This is a genomic window from Thiomicrospira sp. S5 (assembly GCF_003991075.1).
GTDB classification, from domain to species: domain Bacteria; phylum Pseudomonadota; class Gammaproteobacteria; order Thiomicrospirales; family Thiomicrospiraceae; genus Hydrogenovibrio; species Hydrogenovibrio thermophilus.
On record NZ_CP014470.1, the window covers coordinates 2,685,648 to 2,706,838 of the forward strand.

Annotated in this window: 23 protein-coding genes and 1 riboswitch; of the genes, 12 read left to right on the forward strand and 11 right to left on the reverse strand. The window is 52.4% G+C overall.

Annotated features, from left to right (window positions below):
- Positions 1-139 precede the first annotated feature (139 nt).
- From pip to AYJ59_RS12535, 6 genes are all read left to right on the forward strand, one after another.
- Positions 140-1,108 (forward strand): prolyl aminopeptidase, encoded by a 969-nt coding sequence (gene pip / locus AYJ59_RS12510; RefSeq protein WP_127120283.1) that lies wholly within the window; start codon positions 140-142, stop codon positions 1,106-1,108.
- Between the two features lie 18 nt (positions 1,109-1,126).
- A complete protein-coding gene (dtd, locus tag AYJ59_RS12515) occupies positions 1,127-1,576 on the forward strand; it encodes a D-aminoacyl-tRNA deacylase (RefSeq protein WP_127120284.1) in 450 nt (149 codons plus the stop codon).
- Positions 1,577-1,694: 118 nt separating this feature from the next.
- Positions 1,695-3,785, forward strand: a complete 2,091-nt coding sequence (locus AYJ59_RS12520) for a two-component system response regulator (RefSeq protein WP_029939434.1) — start codon at positions 1,695-1,697, stop codon at positions 3,783-3,785.
- Between the two features lie 35 nt (positions 3,786-3,820).
- Positions 3,821-4,165 (forward strand): Hpt domain-containing protein, encoded by a 345-nt coding sequence (locus AYJ59_RS12525; protein WP_128384185.1) that lies wholly within the window; start codon positions 3,821-3,823, stop codon positions 4,163-4,165.
- Between the two features lie 55 nt (positions 4,166-4,220).
- A complete protein-coding gene (locus AYJ59_RS12530; RefSeq protein WP_029939432.1) occupies positions 4,221-4,832 on the forward strand; it encodes a hypothetical protein in 612 nt (203 codons plus the stop codon).
- Complete coding sequence (locus AYJ59_RS12535) at positions 4,829-5,476, forward strand: hypothetical protein (protein WP_127120286.1); 648 nt, start codon at positions 4,829-4,831, stop codon at positions 5,474-5,476. Before AYJ59_RS12530 ends, AYJ59_RS12535 begins: the two co-directional genes overlap by 4 nt.
- A gap of 28 nt (positions 5,477-5,504) precedes the next feature.
- Here the strand turns inward: AYJ59_RS12535 and moaC are convergent, their stop codons facing one another.
- The 8 genes from moaC to AYJ59_RS12575 form a co-directional block, all read right to left on the reverse strand.
- Complete coding sequence (gene moaC / locus AYJ59_RS12540) at positions 5,505-5,993, reverse strand: cyclic pyranopterin monophosphate synthase MoaC (RefSeq protein WP_127120287.1); 489 nt, start codon at positions 5,991-5,993, stop codon at positions 5,505-5,507.
- A gap of 19 nt (positions 5,994-6,012) precedes the next feature.
- The gene (locus AYJ59_RS12545; RefSeq protein ID WP_127120288.1) at positions 6,013-7,218 is read right to left on the reverse strand and encodes a molybdopterin molybdotransferase MoeA; all 1,206 of its coding nucleotides are present in this window, start codon (positions 7,216-7,218) and stop codon (positions 6,013-6,015) included.
- Positions 7,219-7,288: 70 nt separating this feature from the next.
- The gene (gene moaE / locus AYJ59_RS12550; protein ID WP_127120289.1) at positions 7,289-7,756 is read right to left on the reverse strand and encodes a molybdopterin synthase catalytic subunit MoaE; all 468 of its coding nucleotides are present in this window, start codon (positions 7,754-7,756) and stop codon (positions 7,289-7,291) included.
- Between the two features lies 1 nt (position 7,757).
- Positions 7,758-8,009 (reverse strand): molybdopterin converting factor subunit 1, encoded by a 252-nt coding sequence (gene moaD, locus AYJ59_RS12555; RefSeq protein WP_029939427.1) that lies wholly within the window; start codon positions 8,007-8,009, stop codon positions 7,758-7,760.
- Between the two features lie 26 nt (positions 8,010-8,035).
- Positions 8,036-9,031: a GTP 3',8-cyclase MoaA gene (gene moaA / locus AYJ59_RS12560; RefSeq protein ID WP_127120290.1), complete on the reverse strand. Its 996-nt coding sequence runs from the start codon at positions 9,029-9,031 to the stop codon at positions 8,036-8,038.
- 194 nt (positions 9,032-9,225) lie between these two features.
- Complete coding sequence (locus AYJ59_RS12565; RefSeq protein ID WP_127120291.1) at positions 9,226-10,308, reverse strand: c-type cytochrome; 1,083 nt, start codon at positions 10,306-10,308, stop codon at positions 9,226-9,228.
- The gene (gene soxC / locus AYJ59_RS12570) at positions 10,295-11,656 is read right to left on the reverse strand and encodes a sulfite dehydrogenase (RefSeq protein WP_029939424.1); all 1,362 of its coding nucleotides are present in this window, start codon (positions 11,654-11,656) and stop codon (positions 10,295-10,297) included. Before soxC ends, AYJ59_RS12565 begins: the two co-directional genes overlap by 14 nt.
- Before the next feature lie 231 nt (positions 11,657-11,887).
- Positions 11,888-12,334 (reverse strand): hypothetical protein, encoded by a 447-nt coding sequence (locus tag AYJ59_RS12575; protein ID WP_127120292.1) that lies wholly within the window; start codon positions 12,332-12,334, stop codon positions 11,888-11,890.
- A 114-nt stretch (positions 12,335-12,448) separates the two neighbouring features.
- Here AYJ59_RS12575 and hemB point away from each other — a divergent pair, with 114 nt between their 5' ends.
- Both hemB and aroE read left to right on the forward strand, forming a co-directional pair.
- Positions 12,449-13,450 carry a porphobilinogen synthase gene (gene hemB / locus AYJ59_RS12580; RefSeq protein WP_127120293.1) on the forward strand — a complete coding sequence of 334 codons (1,002 nt, stop codon included), beginning with the start codon at positions 12,449-12,451 and terminating at the stop codon, positions 13,448-13,450.
- Positions 13,451-13,486: 36 nt separating this feature from the next.
- Positions 13,487-14,326, forward strand: a complete 840-nt coding sequence (gene aroE / locus AYJ59_RS12585) for a shikimate dehydrogenase (protein WP_127120294.1) — start codon at positions 13,487-13,489, stop codon at positions 14,324-14,326.
- On the opposite strand, the gene AYJ59_RS12590 is transcribed toward aroE, so the two are convergent.
- From AYJ59_RS12590 to AYJ59_RS12600, 3 genes are all read right to left on the reverse strand, one after another.
- Complete coding sequence (locus tag AYJ59_RS12590) at positions 14,323-16,239, reverse strand: putative bifunctional diguanylate cyclase/phosphodiesterase (RefSeq protein WP_127120295.1); 1,917 nt, start codon at positions 16,237-16,239, stop codon at positions 14,323-14,325. The genes aroE and AYJ59_RS12590 overlap by 4 nt on opposite strands.
- A gap of 3 nt (positions 16,240-16,242) precedes the next feature.
- Positions 16,243-16,785 carry a gamma carbonic anhydrase family protein gene (locus tag AYJ59_RS12595; RefSeq protein WP_127120296.1) on the reverse strand — a complete coding sequence of 181 codons (543 nt, stop codon included), beginning with the start codon at positions 16,783-16,785 and terminating at the stop codon, positions 16,243-16,245.
- A 188-nt stretch (positions 16,786-16,973) separates the two neighbouring features.
- Positions 16,974-17,438, reverse strand: a complete 465-nt coding sequence (locus AYJ59_RS12600; RefSeq protein WP_127120297.1) for a CopD family protein — start codon at positions 17,436-17,438, stop codon at positions 16,974-16,976.
- Between the two features lie 158 nt (positions 17,439-17,596).
- Positions 17,597-17,727, forward strand: a riboswitch (TPP riboswitch).
- Between AYJ59_RS12600 and AYJ59_RS12605 the strand changes: the two genes are divergently transcribed.
- The 4 genes from AYJ59_RS12605 (at position 17,724) to thiS (ending at position 21,190) form a co-directional block, all read left to right on the forward strand.
- Positions 17,724-17,903: a hypothetical protein gene (locus AYJ59_RS12605; protein ID WP_127120298.1), complete on the forward strand. Its 180-nt coding sequence runs from the start codon at positions 17,724-17,726 to the stop codon at positions 17,901-17,903. It overlaps the preceding riboswitch by 4 nt.
- A gap of 62 nt (positions 17,904-17,965) precedes the next feature.
- The gene (gene thiC / locus AYJ59_RS12610) at positions 17,966-19,855 is read left to right on the forward strand and encodes a phosphomethylpyrimidine synthase ThiC (RefSeq protein ID WP_164730778.1); all 1,890 of its coding nucleotides are present in this window, start codon (positions 17,966-17,968) and stop codon (positions 19,853-19,855) included.
- A gap of 12 nt (positions 19,856-19,867) precedes the next feature.
- Complete coding sequence (locus AYJ59_RS12615) at positions 19,868-20,950, forward strand: FAD-dependent oxidoreductase (RefSeq protein WP_127120299.1); 1,083 nt, start codon at positions 19,868-19,870, stop codon at positions 20,948-20,950.
- 39 nt (positions 20,951-20,989) lie between these two features.
- Complete coding sequence (thiS, locus tag AYJ59_RS12620) at positions 20,990-21,190, forward strand: sulfur carrier protein ThiS (RefSeq protein WP_029939415.1); 201 nt, start codon at positions 20,990-20,992, stop codon at positions 21,188-21,190.
- The last annotated feature ends 1 nt before the right edge of the window (position 21,191 follow it).

A 21,191-nucleotide genomic window follows, 5' to 3' on the forward strand; every position in this document is an offset into this window, starting at 1 on the left:
TTCCCTCTTTTTTCCGGTTCCGCTAAAATCAGTAGTGTAGTCCCTTGTAAAGGGCACACCATTCACTGCGGGCCGCGCCTAGCAGAGAACGTTTTCCTGACTCGCTAAAATGTCAAAAAATCTAGGACACTACACTAGCATGAATTTGGAACATCTACTCTACCCGAACCTCAAACCTTACGCCGAACACAGCTTGCAGGTGGACAACACCCATACCTTGCACGTTGAAGAAAGCGGGAGCCCGCTCGGCTTGCCGGTGCTGTTTATTCACGGTGGACCGGGTGGCGGTTGTTCACCGACACAACGGCGCTTTTTCCACCCGGACCATTACCGTATCATTCTGTTCGACCAGCGCGGTTGCGGCAAATCCCGCCCCCATGCTTGCCTGACCAACAACACCACCGCCCATCTGATTGAGGACATCGAAAAAATTCGTCGTCACCTCAATATCGACCGTTGGGTGCTGTTCGGCGGTTCCTGGGGCTCAACCTTGAGCTTGTTGTATGCGGAAGCCTATCCGGAACGGGTGCTGGCAATGATTCTGCGCGGCATTTTCCTGTGCCGCGACGAAGACACCCGCTGGTTTTATCAGCAAGGCGCCGACCGTTTTTACCCGGATTATTGGCGGGATTTCATCGCGCCGGTTCCGGAAGACAAGCGCGACGACATGATAGAAGCCTATTACGAATTGCTGACCAGTGAAAACGAAATCGCCCGCATGAGCGCCGCCGAAGCCTGGTCGATTTGGGAGGGGCGCACCTCGACCTTGAAAACCGACGCCGATCTGGTCGACCACTTCGGAGACCCTTTCCACGCGCTGGCCATGGCGCGCATCGAATGCCACTATTTCCGCCACCATGCGTTTATCGAACCCAACCAGATTCTCGATAATATCGGTTACATTCAAACGATTCCGACCACCATCGTGCAAGGGCGCTATGACATGGTCTGCCCGTTCAATCAAGCCTATGCCCTGGCGGAAGCCATGCCGAAAGCGGATTTGATTGTGTGCGACCACGCCGGACATTCCGCTTTCGAGCCGGAAATCGCCGAACAGTTGGTGGAAGCGACCAACCGAACCTATCAGAGCATTGAGCTCGATGCGTAACCCTGCCGTGAAGCCCCTATGATTTGTTTATTGCAACGCGTTACCCAAGCCGAAGTCCGCGTCGGCGGCGAGGTCATTGGGCAGATTTCACCAGGCCTGGCGGTTTTGTGTGGATTCCAGCCCCACGATGACGCCGAGTCCTTGAAACGCATGGCGCACAAACTGCTGCATTATCGTGTGTTTGCCGACGACAACGACAAGATGAACCTCAATGTGCAGCAAACCCAGCAAGGCGAAGGCGGCGACGTATTACTGGTGCCGCAATTCACGTTACCGGCGGACACCCGTAAAGGCTTACGCCCCAGCTTCCACACTTCAGCCCCACCAGCGCAAGCCGAAGCGCTGTTTGAGCAATTCGTTCAAGAAATCACCGAAGCTTACCGCCCACCGCAGACCGGCCGCTTCGGCGCCGACATGCAGGTTTCGCTGACCAACGACGGGCCGGTGACCTTCTGGCTGGAGAATTAACTTTCCCCGCGTTTTCCCATCCCGTAAAAACCGCATTTCATCCAGGGGATAAAGGTTTTCATTTCCCCAAAAAGCGGCTACACTAGAATTCATAATAACTCCAGAAAACGGACTTCGGATGGTGCTCTCGGACCTACAAACGAACAAACAGGAATCGGCTCTTATTCTGGTGGTCGAGGACGATGATGTCACCCGCCTGACCTTAAGTAAGGTGTTGTCGAAATCCGGTTTTCGCGTGATTGAAGCCAACAACGGTCAAGACGGTTTTTCACTGTTCATCAAAGAAGCGCCAGACCTGATTCTGATGGACGTGATGATGCCGGTCATGGACGGCTATGCCGCCACCGAAGCGATTCGTAACTACGAAAAAGACCGCGCCGTGCCGATTCTGATGCTGACCGCGCTGGACGACATCAGTTCCATCGACCAGGCCTTCGACATCGGTGCTACCGACTTTATCACCAAACCCATCAACTGGTCGTTGCTGAGCCAGCGCGTGAAATACGCCATCAAATCGTCGCTGATTGAAGACCAGCTTCGCATGAGCCAGTCTCAGTTGATTTACGCTCAAAAGTTGGCCAAGCTCGGATACTGGGAATGGGATGCCGCCTCGGATCGAGTGACCGGCTCCAGTTCGGCGTTTGAATTATTCGGCATCCCGAATCAAGCCGATGTCACACTGGAACAGTTTTTCTCCAACATCATCCCCAAAGACCTGCCGTTGATTCAACAGGCGATTGCCGACGCGACTCAAGGCTACAACGACATTCAAGTCAGCTTCCGGGTGTTGCATCACGACGGCTCCATGTCACACATCGACTGTCTGGGGGAAGTCAGCTTCGACCAGGACGGCGAGATATTGAAAATCACCGGTTCGGCGCAGGACATCAGCCGCCTGCACAAAGCCGAAACCCTGATCGATTACCAGGCCAGCCACGATAAATTGACCGATTTGGCGAACCGTTCCTTTTTCAGCAAGACACTGGCGAGCTTCATCAAGGAAGCCAATCCGAAAAAATTCAGCGCCACCGTCATCCTCGACATCGACCGTTTCAAGAAAATCAACGACAACCTTGGTCAGGAAAACGGCGATGCTTTACTTCGCACCGTGGCGCAACGCTTGAAAAAAGTCACGCGCGAAGACGATTTCGTCGCCCGACTGGGCAGTGACGAATTCGCCATCCTAATCAAGAACGCCGAAGACGCACAAGAACTGAACTTATCCTTGAGCCGAATTTTTCACGACATTTCCAAAGCCTTCACCATCCGCAATCAAGAGCTGTTCATCACCTTCTCCATCGGGGTGAGTATCATCCGTCAGGACGGCACCAAAGCCAGCGAACTCATCGCCCATGCCAACATCGCCCGCAGCGAAGCCAAGCAGCAAGGCGGCAACCAATTCCTGTTCTACCAAACCGATATGAACGCGGAATCCAAAGAACAGTTGTTGCTGGAAAACGATTTGCGCAAAGCCTTGGATCGCAATGAAATCGAAGTCTATTTCCAACCGCAAGTGGACGGCCAGACCCTGAAACCTTACGGGGCCGAAGCCCTGGTGCGCTGGCACCATCCGTCCGAAGGTCTGGTGTCACCCGCGGTCTTTATCCCCATCGCGGAAAACAACGGGATGATTGTCGAAATCGGTCAATACGTTCTGCAAAGCGCCGTGCAGGAAGCAGAAAAATGGCATGCCGACGGCTATGAAATTCACATCGGCATCAACCTGTCCGGCCGACAGTTCTCCAGTTCCAACCTGATGAAAGACGTTCAAAGCGTCTTGCAAAACTCCCCGCTACCGGCGCAGTATCTGGATTTGGAGATCACCGAAAGTCTGGCCATGAGCAACGCCGACCATAACATCAGTATTCTCAAAGGCTTGAAAGCCATGGGGGTTACACTGTCCATCGACGACTTCGGTACCGGGTATTCCTCTCTGGCGTATCTGCACAGCTTTCCGATCGACGCCATAAAAATCGACCGCTCCTTTATCAAAAACCTGGAAACCCAGGAAGGTCAGGCCATTGTCCGAACCGTTTTGGCAATGGCGGAAAGCTTGAAGTTGAAAGTGGTGGCCGAAGGGATTGAAGACGAATTCCATGTTTCCTTCTTACAGAACAAAAACTGTGACGTTTTCCAGGGCTTTAAGTTCGGCAAGCCCATGCCGGCGGACGAGTTTCAACAATATCTTAAAAGTCACAACGCCCCTTAATGGGCTATAATAAGGCTTTCGCAAAAGGAATTGGCATGTCTCAACCTGTGGATACCGACAATTTGGAAATGCTCAAGGAAGTCATCGGAGATGACTTGAAGGACATTTTGCAAAGCTATCTGGACGTCGCACCCGCCACCCTGTCGAATATCAAACAGGCCATTGCGAACGGCGATGCCGACGGACTGAGACTGCACGCCCATACTCTCAAGGGCAGTTCCGCGAACATCGGTGCCACCGAACTGCCTCCTTTATGCCTGGTACTGGAAGACAAAGGCAAAGACGGCATCACCGACGGATTGACAGCGGACCTGTCCGCCGTTGAAGCCGAAAACGACAAGGTATCTGCGTTCCTGCAACAGTATCTCGATGCCTTTTAATCCGGTCGATACACGACCGGCGGATTGATCTTCACACTCTAAGAGACACGATAAAATGCATTATCAAGTAACCCCTGAAGAAACGCATCTAGCCAAAAACCCACACCACATTTTCAACATCAACATCATCATCACCCACTTGTTCATTTCGATGATTGTCTTGGAAATCGGCAGCACCCCCATGCTCCTCGCGGTGCCGGTGATTTCGAGTCTGGTGATTGCCTATATTTACCGCCACCGAAAAGAGGTACGTGAACGCGGTTCCTGGTTCGTTTCGGCGCACTGGGAGCTGGCTTGGCGCCGCTGCCGTATCCTGTTGCTCAGCTACGCCATTGCCATTTTGATGGTCGCGGTCTACCTACTGATCGATTTGGTGTTTCCGGGCGGCTTCTCGATGAATGACTTTTCGGATGAAGGCTCACAAACCAACCTGGGCGAAATCATCACCATACGCTTTGCCGCCGTCGTGATTTTCGTGGCGGTATTGATTACCTTCATGCAAACCGGGATTTCGGTGTACGATGCCGGTAAAGGGATTATCGACCCGAAAATCGAAAAATTTCTGCCGCGCGGTGACGACGCCAACGCCGAGTTAGGGGAAGGCGATGATGAAGTCCGTCACGAAGGCCAAAAACACATGTCTTCTTCGGAAAGCGATCAATCATGAGTCAAAGCAAACAACGCCGTTTTCCGACTTTTCTGATTGTCTTGCTGGCCGCCGTCGGTCTGACGGCGGTGTTCATTCTGATTCCGCCTAACCGCGAAGAAGTGTCGGACAAACTGCTACCGTGGAACAGCCATTACAACCAAGCCAACCAGCTTGAAGCCCTCGGTTTGGTACTGAACCAAAGTACGCCCAACGATGCCAAAAAGCTGTTTGGTAACGATGTGGAAGTGAAAATTTTCTCGAAAAAGGATGAGTCCGGTAAAGCGGCGGAAGTCTACTTTCCATCCATGAACATCGCCACCATTCGTGGTGCCGTGGCCCTAAGCTTGGATGTATCTAAAGAGGAACTGGACCGCTATTACTCACAAGGCGTTCAAACCACTGTAACGCAAACAGGCAATCGCCAGGTCACCCCGAACAGTGAAAACATCGAAAAATTGATGGCGAAGCCCATTAAGCTAGTGACACTGATTCCAAGAAAGAACCTGACCAAACGTGCGATTGAAATGCGCTTCGGTCAGCCTCAACGCGTTGAAAAGCAATCCGATGGCCTCGAGCACTGGTTCTACCCGGATAAAGGCCTGGAAGTGCTTTATGATGAAGAAGGACCGGATGCACTGCAATATGGACCGAGCATCCAGTAATAATCGAAGAGAACTTAAGCCAACCGGCTTAAGTTTCTTTTTTCCAATGGCCGCTCTTACCGCCTTTCTTTTCCAATAACTGCACCTGATCGATCACCATGCCTTTATCGACGGCTTTACACATGTCGTATAACGTTAAAGCCGCCGTCGAAGCCGCGGTCAGGGCTTCCATTTCCACCCCGGTCTGACCGACCAACTTGCACGTAGCGTAAATTTCCACGCAACTCTTCTCTTCGTCGGGAATCAGTTCCACTTTGACCGAGGTCAGCATCAACGGATGACACATCGGAATCAAATCCGGCGTGCGTTTGGCTGCCATAATGCCGGCAATGCGGGCCGTGGCCATGACGTCGCCTTTCTTATGCTTGCCTTCCAGAATCATCTGCAAGGTTTCCGGTAACATCTTAATGACTGCCATGGCACGTGCTTCCCGCACCGTATTGTCCTTTTCACTGACATCCACCATACGCGCCTGACCTTTGGCGTCCAAATGCGTTAATTCGAGTTCTTTCGACATCTCCGTCCCCTGTTATTTGTTAAACCATTTCCGCGAACGGATAGAATTTGACTCGATCGCCTTTGGCGACCGTTTGATCTTCGGGAATCACCACAAAACCTTCCGCCCAAACCGTTGAGGTCAATACACCGGAACCTTGTTTCGGGTACACCTGCACCACGGTTTTCTGTTCGCCTTCCGGAACCGTAATCCGGGCACGAGCAAACTCACGGCGGAAATTGGCGTTCGGCCAATCGAAATCGGCTTCCAACCAAATCGGCGTGATACAAATGTTTTTTACACCCTGCATCCGCATCAAATACGGGCGAGCGAACAAGTTGAAGGTCGCAAAGGCCGACACCGGGTTGCCCGGCAAACCGATAAACGGAGTGCCTTGAACCTGACCGAAAGCCAGGGGTTTCCCAGGCTTCATTTTCACTTTCCACATCTCTAAGGAACCCAGCGACTCGATTGCCGGTTTAATGTGATCTTCTTCCCCGACAGAAACCCCACCGGTTGTCATGACCACATCGGCGACTTGCGCCGCTTGCTTCATAACGTCAATGGTTTCCTCCAAGGTGTCTTTGACACGCCCCAGATCAATCAGCTCAAAGCCTAATTTCGGTAAGGCCCCCGTCAACACATAACGGTTGGCATTGAAGATTTTACCCAGCTGTGGCGCTTCACCCGGTTCCAGCAATTCATCGCCCGTCGTAAAGGTGGCGATTTTAAGTGGTCGGTACACGGTGACTTCGTCAATGCCGATGGAGGCAATCAATCCTAAATCCTGCGAACGCAAACGGTGACCTTTTTCCAAAATCGCGGTACCGGCTTCAATGTCCTCGCCGGTCTTACGGATACTTTGACCAGGCCTGGTGGATTTGGCGGTAATCCGTACCTTGTCACCAACCATCTCCGTCTCTTCTTGCATGATGACGGCATTGGCGCCTTTTGGAATCGGTGCGCCGGTAAAGATGCGCGCGACCGTGCCGACTTCCAGCGGTTCCGGCGTGGCGCCGGCCGGAATGCGCTGACTGACTCGGAAAGTGTCTTCGTGAGTCAAGTCCATACGGTCAATGGCATAACCGTCCATTTCGCTGTTGTCATGCGGTGGCACCATCACGTCGGACACGACCGGCTCGGCCAGCACGCGCCCCATGGCCTCGGCAATGGCTACGGTTTCGGTTTGACGGGTTTTCTTGGCTTGGCTGACAAGATACGACAGCGCTTCATCAAATGTCTTCATGGTGTTTTCTCTTAAAAAAATCCCCGCTTCGGCGGGGAAATCTGACAGATAGTATGTTCGTTAAAAAAGGTTATTGCAACCAACGCTGCTCGGCTTCCTTATCGGAAACCCGTGCATCCACCCAACGGGTTTCGCCATTCGGGAACGTCTCTTTTTTCCAGAAAGGTGCATTGGTTTTGAGGTAATCCATAATAAAATGTGCCGCCTCGAAAGCGGCTTCTCGATGACGGGAAGTCACCGCTACCAGCACGATCTGATCGCAGGGCATCATCTGACCGATGCGGTGAATGATCAAACTGCTCTGCAACGGCCAGCGATCGTGCGCTTCCAGACGAATTTTTTCCAGCGCTTTTTCCGTCATGCCCGGATAATGTTCCAACTCCAGAACGGAAATATCATCGCCTTCATTGATGTCACGAACCGTTCCGGTAAAGGACACCACGGCACCGATGTCCTTGTGCCCGGCACGAATGGCGTTAATCTCTTCGGTGAGGTCGAAATCTTCGGTCTGGATTCGAACAAACGGAAAATCGTTCAACTCAGCCTCCCGTCACCGGTGGGAAAAACGCCACTTCGTCACCGGGTTTCAACTCGGTTTTACGGTCAGCGACATCATGATTGACTGCAATTTGCAGGTTAAGGTTATCCTTCAACGCCTGTTGCCAAATTTCACCGCGTTCCGCCAGTGCATTCAACACGCAATCTACCGTCTTATAAGACTCCAACGGTAGCTGTTCCTGACTTTTACCAAGCGTTTCGCGAAAGCTGGCGAAGTACAAAATCTCTAACATAATCTTACTCCTAAAATGCCGACGGCTCAGCCGCCTAACGAGACCATTTGTCTGAATTCGATGTTATGAACGTTTTCATTGAAGAAGTGACGTTCCGGTTTCTTTTCCATGGCTTTAACAATCAATTGCTTGAGTTCGTCATCTGAAATGCCGTCACGGATCGGCGTGCGTAAATCGACTGAATCTTCCTGCCCCAAGCATAGCGCCAGTACGCCACGCGCCGTTAAGCGCACTCGGTTACAAGACTCACAAAAATGCTGGGAGACCGCCGAAATCACGCCTACGCGGGTATCGGTCCCTTTAATCCAGAAATTTTTGGAGGGGCCGTCGTGGCTTTTACCTGTGGACGGAATCAAATCGGTGCCGACATGCGCTTTGATGCGCGCCATGATTTTATCCATCGGATAATGCTGGTCCATCAGGCTAATGCCCGCTTCACCAATCGGCATGGTTTCGATAAAGCGTACTTCCACGCCCTTTTCGATACCGTAATCGACCATAGACTCGATTTCACCGTCATTGGTGCCTTTCATGACCACCATATTGAATTTAATTGGGTTCAACCCGGCTTCCAGCCCAGCGTCCACACCGGCCAGCACTTTCTGCAAATCGCCGCCTCGGGTGATTTGATGAAAGAGATCCGGCTTCAAGGAATCGATGGAAATGTTGGCGCGTGTCACGCCGGCTTCTTTCAATGCCACGGCATGCTTGGCCAAATGGTGTGCGTTGGTCGAAAGCGCAATCTCTTTCAAACCCTCATAAGGACTGATGTCGGAAACGAAATCCGCCAGCCCTTTTCGTACCAACGGTTCACCGCCGGTCAGGCGTACCTTAGTGACACCCAATTCAACAAAGGCTTTGATAATGCGAGCCAGCTCGTCGAAATCCAGGTATTCAGTGTGACGCCCTTCCGGGTGCGCACCCTGTTCCGGCATGCAGTAACCGCACCGATAATTGCACTTATCGGTCACAGAAACTCTTAAGTATTCGATTTTGCGGTTAAACGGGTCAATCAACGCCATAAAAACTTCGTTATTTCTTTGTGGGAAGAACGCTATATTCTACTGGAATTTAATGGGATAGCAAGCGGAAAAAGCATTTTTTAAGGCATAAAACCCTTTGTTTTTAAAGGCTTTATGCGCTAAAAGACGCAATAAAAAAGCCCGCTAAAAAGCGGGCTTTTTCATCTTAGTGTCAGACGAAGTCCGACATCAGATTACATACCTGCGTGACCAACACCTGGTGGGTCTTCGTGCATACGCTGAGGAACGTTATACTGAGGCGTTCCGTCAGGTAGGCGACGTGCTTGTACGTAGTTTTGAACATTACCTTTACCGTCACCAACCATGTAGTCAGGACAGTCTTTCATGCAACGTTCGTTATGAACAACCGGACGGTGGTCACAGAAGAAGTTACCTTGGTTCTTCATGAACTTGTTTTGCTTCATCAACAAATCAGCGTTGTAGAAAGCATCATCTTCAAGCTCAATCGGGTCACCGTTTTCGTCGATACCGATTGGAATGTAGTTCGACTGCATGATGTAACCGGTAATACCCATGTAACCTGCATCACCGATGAACGGTGCATTTGGCGTCCAGAAAGGCATTGTACGACGAACATAGTCGAAGAAGGTTACCGCATACGGCCAGTAGTTACCAACGGTCTTCATCGGCGCTGGATCACGGAAATCGGAAGTCACCAGGTTTTCATCTACCGCTAGTGGTAGGTAACCTTTCGCACCTTCACCGAATTCACCGTGACACATTGCACAAAACTGTACGTAAACACGCGCACCTTCTTCAACTGTCATACCGACAGAAGCATCCGGCAAGCCGTTACCGTCACCGTCTACAACGATGTTCCACTTAGACATGGCCGCTTCGGAAATCGGCGTACCGAATCCATAAGCCACAAAGCTACCGTCGTCATAGTAGTTTTTCGCAACGCTTTCGTGAACTTCAACGAAGGCCGCCGGAACTTTACATTGAGCGTTACCGTGGTTACCACCGTCGATGCTGTCGTCAACTTCAAACGAGTAAGGGTTGTTCGGGTCTAGTTTCCCTTCCAAACCAGCACGACCGTAAGTCGCATCTTTACCCAAAATCGCTTCGATGACTTTCGCATCTAGGTATTTACCATCATTTTCTTTGATGATTTCAACGTAGTTAGCAGCGTATTTACCGTCGATTTTACCAGCGTCACCGCTGTTGCTACCGGAGTTGCCACTCATTGCATAAGCCGTGCTGGCCGCAACCAATGCAACCGCACCGGCTAGGATTGTTTTCTTAGTACTGAACATTTTCAATCATACCTCCGTTTTTGCCGTTATCCCAAGCGTGAATACGCCAAGTAACCATCGCTGTACGGTGGTAAACGTTGTTCGTACCTTCCAATTTACGCATTTGAGGCATAGGTGGCTGAACGTAACCGGTTTCATCGGTTACACGGCTCATCATAAAGGCTTCAGAACCATCCCAGTCCCACTCAACTTCGAAACGAGTCCAAGCTTTGTCCAGAACCGGTGAAGTGAAGTGTGCTTCTTTCCAGTTTTTACCGCCGTCGAACGAAACATCAACGTGGGAAACTTTACCGCGACCAGACCAAGCCAGACCACGGACGAAGTATTTACCAGGTCCTTGCATCTTGAAGTCAGGTGATGGGTAAGTGATAACCGAGTTGGCTTCCATGTACCAAGAGAAACGCTGAGCGGTACCATCCGGCATCAATTCAGTGTATTTAGAAGTTTCTTCACGGTGTTGAGCTGGTACATCATGTACTTGGATACGACGTAGGTATTTAACCCACATGTTCGCTTCACAACCAGGCACAACCAAACGGATTGGGTAACCTTGTTCACGACGTAGCGCTTCACCGTTCTGAGCGTAAGCTACGAAACAGTCATCCATCGCCAAATCGATTGGAATCGAGCGAGTCAAACCAGCGGCGTCAGCCCCTTCAGGAATCAACCACTTACCTTCTGGCTTGATACCGGCTTCTTTCAACAGGTCAGACAGACGAACACCTGTGTATTCCACACAAGACATCATACCGTGTGTCCATTGAACCGAGTTCAACTGAACCCCTTTCCATTCCATCGCGCCGTTCGCAGGACATTCGATGAAGTGAATACGGGAGATCGACGGGAAACGCTTCAAGTCATCAACCGTGAAGATCAATGGGCGCTCAACCAAACCGTGGATAACCAAACGGTGGTTAGCTGGATCGATGGTCGGTACACCACCGTGGAAACGTTCAAAGTGAAGGCCGTTAGGCGTGATGATACCGTTCAAGCTCTGTAGCGGAGTCATCGTGATGGAAGCCATGGAATCCGGCGTCAACCATTCCAATGTACGACGCTGAACTTCTTTCTCGTATGGAGAAGGCATCCCGTATGGGTACTTACGAACACCAAACCCTAGAGACTTACGGGCCGGGCCATCTTCAAGCACCTGTGTAATTTCTTCTTTTCCAGCGTAAGGCGCAACCGCTTTCGCAGGATCATATTTACCAGCCTCAGCTGCAGAAGCGGCTTTCGTAAACAGAACGCCCCCTGCAACGGCCGCGCTTCCCTTTAGGAAGGCACGACGGCCTTGGTTGCGGCTATCATCAGACTGAACTGCAACCTTTTCAACGATTTTATCTGTCATTTATTGCTCCTTGATTGGCATTTAAGTAAAAAACGCCTCAGATTCAAGAGTTTAACCATTTATAGTAGCTTATATATCTATGTGCTCGACTGCACAAGCATAGCCAAGCACAGTTTTGCTAACGTGTAATAATATGTTTTATGGCTTTTGACTGCAACCTTTTCGCCCCCGAAAAATTAGGATTTGCTTATATAATTTTTTTATGGGCCGCTGGCGAAATTCTATGCTTTTTCAAAGTCCGGGCAGATTTTCACGTCGACAAATCGGTCCGGCTTTCGGATTTTCAATGTCTTCGGCCACTTGCGCCAGGCACTTTTGCACTTCGTCGATGCTCAATACCGAAAGAATCTTATTCATAATGGTCGGGTGAATCGCGACGGTGGTGAACTCGCCCGACGCGAGTTTGATCTGAACCCCACAAGCATCCGCCACCGCCCCTTCTTCATTGCCTTCAATTTGCGCGGCCTGATCGCCGAACAGCAAATCGGAATACAGGGTTTCCAATTCTTCGGCCACCGCATCGCTCAACTCACCGTCAATCGACACCGAAAACGACACTTCACCGTTACCTTCCTCTTCACGAGCGATTTGAGCGGTTAAACCCTGTCCCTCAACGGCCTCGCAAAAACGTTTGGCAATTGGTTCGTCGAAAAAGGTGTATTCAAAATTGTCTAACATGGCGTTTCCTTATCACTCCATCAGCCGGAACGCCCTCTCAATCGGCGCTGGCTTTATTTTTTCAACCGACAGGAGTATCATTTCGAGTCACCCTTTAATGAGCAGGAGTTCTCCATGATCGAACGTCAGTTCCCGATCACGCGTATGCGCCGTATGCGTAAAGACGCTTTTTCACGCCGCCTGATGAGTGAAAATGTCCTCACCACTCAGGATCTTATCTATCCGATGTTCGTGATTGAAGGCCATAACCAACGGGAACCGGTCAAATCCATGCCGGATATCGAGCGATTGAGTATAGACCTTTTAATCTTGGAAGCTCAAGCATTATTTGAACTCGGCATTCCGATGATTGCCCTTTTCCCGGTACCGAACCCGGACACCAAAACACTGGAAGCCACCGAAGCTTATAACCCAGATGGTTTGGTGCAACGCGCGGTTCGTGCCGTTAAAGAAGCCGTACCGGAAATGGGCGTCATGACGGACGTCGCGCTGGACCCTTATACCACGCATGGCCAAGACGGCATCATCGACGAAGACGGTTACGTATTGAACGACGACACCATCGACGTTTTGATGAAACAGGCGCTTTCCCATGCGGAAGCCGGCGCCGATGTCGTCGCCCCGTCCGACATGATGGACGGCCGTATCATCGAAATTCGCGAACTGCTGGAAGAACACGGGCACATCCACACCCGCATCATGGCCTATTCCGCCAAATACGCGTCGGCTTACTACGGGCCTTTCCGCGATGCTGTCGGCTCGGCGGGCAACCTCGGGAAAGCCGACAAAAAAACCTACCAGATGGATCCGGCCAACAGCGACGAAGCGTTACATGAAGTGGCCATGGACATTAATGAAGGGGCCGACATGGTCATGGTGAAGCCGGGGGTTCCATATCTGGACATCGTTTACCGCGTCAAGCAGGAATTCAAAGCCCCGACATTCGTGTATCACGTCAGCGGCGAATACGCCATGCTGAAAGCCGCCGCATTGAACGGTTGGATCAATGAACGTGAAGTCGTGTTGGAAACCCTACTGAGCTGCAAGCGCGCCGGTGCCGACGGCATTTTGACCTATTACGCCAAAGTGGCCGCGCAATGGCTGGCGGAAAAATAATCACTGCCACTGAACCGAACGGATGACCGATTGCTTATGACCGATTATTACGCCGTGGTGGGCGACCCCATCGCCCACTCCAAATCCCCGTTGATTCACCGGCTGTTTGCCGAGCAAACCCATCAAGACTTGGTGTACGAAGCCATTCGCGTCGATACCGAAGACACCACTTTTCAGTGGGCCATGGCGGACTTAAAAGCCCAGGGATATAAAGGCCTCAATATTACCGTGCCCTATAAACTGGATGCTTTCGAATACGCCGATGAACTGACGGAACGCGCGCAGGTGGCCCATGCAGTCAACACCTTTCAATTTCAAGACGGTAAAACCCTCGGCGACAACACCGACGGCGTCGGCTTGGTGATGGACATTGAGATCAATGCCGCCTGCCCGTTTGAAGGCAAGCAGGTTTTGATTCTCGGCGCCGGCGGCGCCGTGCAAGGCGTACTGCAACCCATTCTGGAAAAACGGCCAGGCCTGGTGCATATTGCCAATCGCACTGCCAAGCGTGCCGAAGTTCTGGGGCAGCGCTTCGATACCGACATTCCCATCACCGCCAGCGGCTGGGAAAACATTCCTTGCCCGCCCGGCGGTTACGACATCATTATCAACGGCACCTCGGCCAGTCTGGAAGGTAAGTTGCCGCCGGTAAACGGAGACGTCGTTGGGGCAGACAGTTTGGTGTACGACATGATGTACGGCACGGAACCGACCGTGTTTATGGATTGGGCGAAAGACTTGCAACCGGAATGCAGAACACGAGACGGACTGGGCATGCTGGTCGGCCAGGCGGCCGAAGCGTTTTATCTATGGCGCGGCGTCCGCCCGGAAACCGCCAGCGTTATCAACGAAGTGCGGCGTTTAATGAACGCTTAATCGCGTTCTTCTTTCAGCCCGTTACAATTCATATACGGGCAAAAATCCGCTTCCGACATCGGTTTGGCCAGCAGGTAACCCTGCAGGATATCGCACTCCGCCCCGACCAACACTGCTTTTTGCTCCTCGGTTTCCACCCCTTCGGCCACTACTTGTAAATTCATGATATGCGCCATCTGGATGATTTCCGTCATCAAGGCTTTTTCCTGGTCGTTTTCAGCGATGTTCTGCACAAAGGATTTATCGACTTTCAGCATATCGATGCACCCTTCTTTCAAAACGGCAAAGGCCGAATAGCCGGTCCCGAAATCGTCCAACGCCACTCCGACACCCAGGTTACGCAGCTCGGTCAAGACATTGATGGCTTGTAGGTTACCGCCAATGAACAGCGACTCGGTCACTTCGATTTTCAACAACCTCGGCGGCAGCTGGTGCCGTTCCAGCAAGGCTTTCATATTGTCAACAAAACCGATTTCCGATAATTGATACGGCGACGCATTGACCGAAAAATACACGTCTTTTTGATCGCAGTTTTGGTGCAACGCCTGCGCGACGATAATGGCATGCTCCAAAATGGAGTCGCCGAGTTTGCCGATCAGGTTCGCCGTTTCCGCCAATGGAATGAACTCATCCGGCGACACCCAGCCCAACTCTTCGTCATGCCAGCGCGCCAGACACTCCACCCCCATCAGCTGGCCAGACCGAGCACAGAACAATGGCTGATAAAACGGCTTGATACGGCGCTCTTCGACCGCTTTTCGCAAACGGTTTTCCAGAAGCAACAAACGTTGATGGTGATCGTCCACATGCCCGGCGTAACGTAAACAGGAAACCCCTTGTTTCTGTTTCGCCATGTGCATGGCGGCATCGGCATAACGAATCAAGGTCTCGACATCCCGGCCGTCTTCTGGGGCAAACACCCAGCCAAACGATGCCGAGACATGCAAATTCAGACCGTTCAACTTCATCGGCCTTTCCACCGCACTCAGGAAGCTTTCAATCAAACCTTCCACTTTCTTTTCGTCGGCCACTTCCGGCAGAATCACCACAAATTCGTCACCCCCGAATCGGGAAATCAGCGACCCGTAAGGCGCGATCAACTCCAGACGGTCACGCACCTTTTTCAGCATCAAGTCGCCAACCGAATGGCCCAGCGAGTCATTGATGGTCTTAAAACGGTCGAGATCCATCATCACCAGACAGAAATCCGAGCCTTTTTTCAGCAAACGGTCGGCCTCCGAGCTGAGGTGTCGACGGTTCGGCAAACCGGTCAAAGGATCTTTCAACGCCAATTCCTTCATGGCCGTCGCTTGATTCACCTGGTCGGTAATCTCGGCATTGGTCGAGCTGTAGCCGATGATTTTTTTGCCGTCGAAAATCGGGCGGGTGACATGACGCACCCAAATCAGCCCTTTATGTTTGGTGGTCAAGCGCACTTCAATCGCATCCGGCGTTCGACCGGCCGCGACCGATTTTTCATAAGACAACCATTTAGGAAAGTCCTCTTCGTACACCAGGTCGGCAAACAGGTTCGGGGTTTGGTAAAAGGTTTTGACGTCATAACCGGTCATGTCGGTAATGGCGGATGAGATATAGCGATAACTGCGATCAAGGTTTTGAAGATAGGCGGCTTCTTCAGCCATTTCCACCAGAGATGCGAACGTCATGTTCTTGGCGCGCACTTCGTCACTGAGAATGCGTTGACGGGCGATGAAAAAACCAGCCACCATGCCCACTAAACTGGGAATGATTAAAAAACGAGGGCGGAAAGGCGCTTCATACAGAAAATCGAGCTGAATGGCCGCCAGCAGAATGACCACCAGCCATCCCATGACGATATAACGGAAATAGACACCAAGGTCGGCCCGCCAAGCATTCGGATGACCTAATTTACCATTCAGGGATGCATTCATGATTCAGAGTTCGTCGCAGCCCGCCTGTTGGAAATCGTTTTTCAACTTCACATAATGTTCGGCGGAATATTTGAAAAACGCTTTTTCGTCATCGGTCAACGGCCGCAGCTTCTTCACCGGAGACCCGACATACAAATAGCCGGACTCCAGCACCTTACCGGCCGGTACCAAACTGTTCGCCCCGACCAGCACGTGTTTTTGCACCACCGCATTGTCCAGCACCACCGCGCCCATGCCAATCAAACATTCGTCCTCGATGATACAGCCATGCAAGACCGCATTATGCCCCACCGTCACATCAGCACCGACAATGCAACGCGACCCTTTCGTGATGGGCGAATCATGCGTGGTGTGGCAAACGGTGCCGTCTTGAATATTACTGCGAGGCCCGATTTCAATGGCGTTGACATCACCGCGCAAGGTCGCATTGGGCCAGATACCGACGTCCTCGGCCAGGGAACATTGCCCGATGACCACCGCGGAAGGATCGACCCAGGCGCTTTCGTCAAGACTGGGGGTATGATTCTGATAACGACGAATCGACATAAATCTTTCGACTCCAAACTACGTAATTAATCTCAACTGAGTAACACTATAACGGGTTTTCAAGCCTTTTCAAATCGCTTGTTTTAAGAAAATTTTTATCCGGTTATCAGGCGTATTACAAAGTGCCAATAAAATCATAACGATATTAAAAAATACCCAGGCCTGGGTATTTTTTGTCAAACACGCCCTTATCCCCAATAAGGCCCGGAAGCGCCAATCACCGCTTCCAACACGCCCAACGCCAGGTTGATGGCAATCACCGGACGCATTTTAGCGTTCATCACCTGTCCGGCTTCGGCAAACTGCCCCGCCTTTACATGGTTTCGAAAGGTTTTGAAGGGGCCGAAATACAACCAGGCGAACAAACCGATCATCAGCCAACCCACCCACTGCATGGCATGCAAGTACAACGGTACGGCGGTCAAATCACCGAAGCGCGTCATCCAATCCCAATAACCGGAAATCACCAACAGAACGATAAAACCCCACACCCATGGGAAAAAACGTCCGAACACATCGGCCCACAGCGTCAAACGCTGTGGCGGTTCCAGTGCCATCGCCGCCGGCCGCAGCACCCGATAAGCCAGGAAAATACCACCCACCCACAAAACCGCTGCCACCGTATGCAGCGAGGTCGCAACAATCGTCCCCATTTACATCCTTCCTCTTAAACTTTTTTTATTATGAGTCACTTTTATAATACGTCTCCATTATCCACACCCCCGGACTTTGTGCAATAACGTTTAACCACATGATTAAAAAGGAATTTTTAATTTCACTCGCATTTGCATTCGCTTCTGATACAATGGCGTTTCATCTCTCGGGGTGCACACCTAAGTGCTGAGACGACTGAGTGGAAAGAGCAAATCGCTTTTCCCGGCTGTCGGGCCCGTTGAACTTGATCTGGTTAAAGCCAGCGTAGGGAAGAGAAGATTTCTTTGGGAACGACCGCTTTGGCGGACGTGCGCCCTTTGATTGCTTTGGAACCTGCGTCGGACTGCCCGAATCGCACCCGTGTCGCCAAAGCAATTGTCCGACCGGCCGGTTCCGGCTTCCGACCTCGCTCCGAGCAAAAACATCTTGTTGAATCGTGTCTGCTGAAACGGCTTTTGCTGTGACGGTTTCACGTCTGATTACGCTGTGTTTTTCCCCCTTTGAACGCAACAAAAGCGAGGAAAACATGACTGCATTTAAACACGCCCTGCCGGCGTCCAATGACATTCTGACCCGAGAGCCGTTACCGGCCTCCCAAAAAACCTATATCCCCGGCGACATCCACCCGGACATCCGTGTGCCGATGCGTGCCATCCAACTCACCAACGGTGAGACCGTCACCGTGTACGATACCTCCGGCCCTTATACCGACCCGACCATCGAGATAGACGTCGCCCAAGGCATTCCCGCCATCCGCAAACCTTGGATTGAAGCACGCCAGGATACGGAAGCCTATGACGGTCGTATCATTGACCCGAAGGACAACGGTTACAGCAACCGTAGCCAAATGGAAACCGCCATTGCCGGCGCCTCCAGCTTGATGCGTCAACCGTTGCGCGCCAAATCCGGACAAAACGTGACCCAACTGCATTATGCCCGCCAAGGCATTATCACGCCGGAAATGGAGTTCATCGCCATCCGCGAAAATCAGCGCCGTGAACTCACCCGTCGTTACCTCAACGACGCCGAGCGCGAACACCGATTGAAAGGCGAACATTTCGGTGCCAATCTGCCGGAAGACATCACACCGGAATTCGTGCGCGACGAAGTCGCCGCCGGACGCGCCGTCATTCCGTGCAACATCAACCACCCGGAATCCGAACCGATGATTATCGGGCGCAACTTTCTGGTGAAGGTCAACGCTAATATCGGCAACTCCGCCACCACCTCGTCGATTGCCGAAGAAGTCGAAAAAATGGTCTGGTCCACCCGCTGGGGCGCCGATACCGTTATGGACCTGTCCACCGGCAAAAACATCCACACCACCCGCGACTGGATTCTGCGCAACTCACCCGTGCCCATCGGCACGGTACCGATTTATCAGGCACTGGAAAAGGTCAACGGCGTCGCCGAAGACCTGACCTGGGAAATTTTCCGCGACACCCTCATCGAACAGGCCGAACAAGGTGTGGACTACTTCACCATCCACGCCGGTGTCTTGCTGCGTTACGTACCGATGACCACCAAACGCGTCACCGGCATCGTTTCCCGCGGCGGCTCGATTATGGCGAAATGGTGTATCGCACACCATCAGGAAAGCTTCCTTTACACCCATTTCGAAGACATCTGCGAAGTCATGAAGCAATACGACGTTTCCTTCTCACTGGGAGACGGCTTGCGCCCTGGCTCACTGGCGGATGCCAACGACGAAGCGCAACTGGCGGAACTCGAAACTCTTGGCGAATTGACGAAAATCGCCTGGAAACACGATGTCCAGGTCATTATCGAAGGCCCGGGCCACGTACCGATGCACATGATCAAGGAAAACATGGACAAGCAATTGGAATATTGCCACGAAGCACCTTTCTACACGCTGGGGCCTTTGACCACTGACATTGCACCGGGTTACGACCACATCACGTCCGGCATCGGCGCCGCCATGATCGGCTGGTTCGGCACCGCCATGCTGTGTTACGTCACCCCGAAAGAGCACCTGGGCTTGCCAAATCGCGACGACGTCAAGGAAGGCCTCATCACGTACAAACTGGCCGCCCACGCCGCCGACGTCGCCAAGGGGCACCCCGGAGCGCGTGCACGTGATGATGCCCTTTCCAAAGCCCGATTCGAATTCCGCTGGGAAGACCAGTTCAACCTCGGACTCGACCCGGAAAAGGCACGCGCCTTCCACGACGAAACCCTGCCGCGTGATTCCGCCAAAGTGGCGCATTTCTGCTCCATGTGCGGGCCGAAATTCTGCTCGATGAAAATCTCGCAGGAAGTGCGAGACTACGCCGAACAACAAGGCCTGTCTCACCAAAAAGCGGTGGAGCAAGGCATGGCGGAAATGTCGCAAACCTTCAAGGACAACGGCAGCGAAGTCTATGTGAATGTCGAAGACATCACTTTATCCAGCTAAGCAGAGGTCGTCATGAAACACGTCACCAAGCAACACCTCGGCATCGCCGGGGCCGGCCTCGTCGGCCGGGTGCTGGCGCTGAAACTGTTGGCGCAAGGGCACCGCGTGACCTTGTTCGAAAAGGATTCCGATGAATCGGAAAACGCCGCCGCACGAGTGGCCGCCGGCATGTTGGCGCCCTTTGCGGAACTGGAAACCGCCGAATCGGATATTTTCGATCTCGGACAGCGTTCCATCCAAATCTGGCCAGGCCTGCTCGAGCAACTCAGCATTCCCGACGCCCTGCAACAGGCCGGTAGCGTCATCACCGCTCACCCGGCGGACATGGCGGAATTGGAACGGTTTATGGCGCAGTTGCGCGCCAAAGCCAAATCGCCCGATTCGGCCGAATCGATTCAAGCACTGGACCCAAATGCCCTTCAGCGACTGGAACCGGATTTAAGCCATCATTCGCGTGGCTTTTTTCTGCCGAGCGAAGGCCAGGTCAATGCCCAACGCTTTATGGATCGAAGCCGAAGCTATCTGCGCGAACACCCGGAGGTCATTTGGCACACCCACGCCGAAGTCACTGACCTGAAAGACGGATGCATTCACGTCGGTTCGAATCCCTTCACATTCGATTGGGCATTCGACACCCGAGGGCTCGGTGCCAAAAAAGAGGTCACCGACTTGCGCGGCGTACGCGGCGAAGTCTTCTGGTTGGACGCCCCCGATGTCAAGCTGACCCGACCGGTGCGCTTAATGCACCCGCGTTACCGCATTTACATCGTACCGCGCCCGTCCGCCGATACGCCGCACCGTTACGTCATCGGCGCCACCGAAATCGAAAGCGAGGACATGAGCCCCATGTCGGTACGTTCCAGTCTGGAACTGCTGTCGGCGGCCTACAGCTTGCACCCCGGTTTCGGCGAAGCGCGCATCGTCAACAGCCTGACCAACTGCCGCCCGGCATTGGACGATAACCTACCGTCGATTCGTCATGAACCACAAGTCACTCGAATCAACGGCCTGTATCGTCACGGTTATCTCCTGACGCCCGCGGTGGTGGAACAGGCATTGATGGAAAGCGGTTTTGCCACCGCCGATGCGGCTTAATGATTCCGACGGCCAAAACGCACAGAATAGGAAACGACTATGACTCTTTTGATTAACGATCAACCGCAGGCTTTCGACACTCTGCCGAATTTGCAAGCGTTACTGGAACAACTCGGCTACCAGCCGAACCAATTTGCCGTGGCGGTCAACGAAACCTTCGTTCCGCGCGGCCAGTACCGCGAGACGGCTTTACAAGACGGCGACCGCATTGAAATCGTCGCGCCGATGCAAGGAGGTTGAT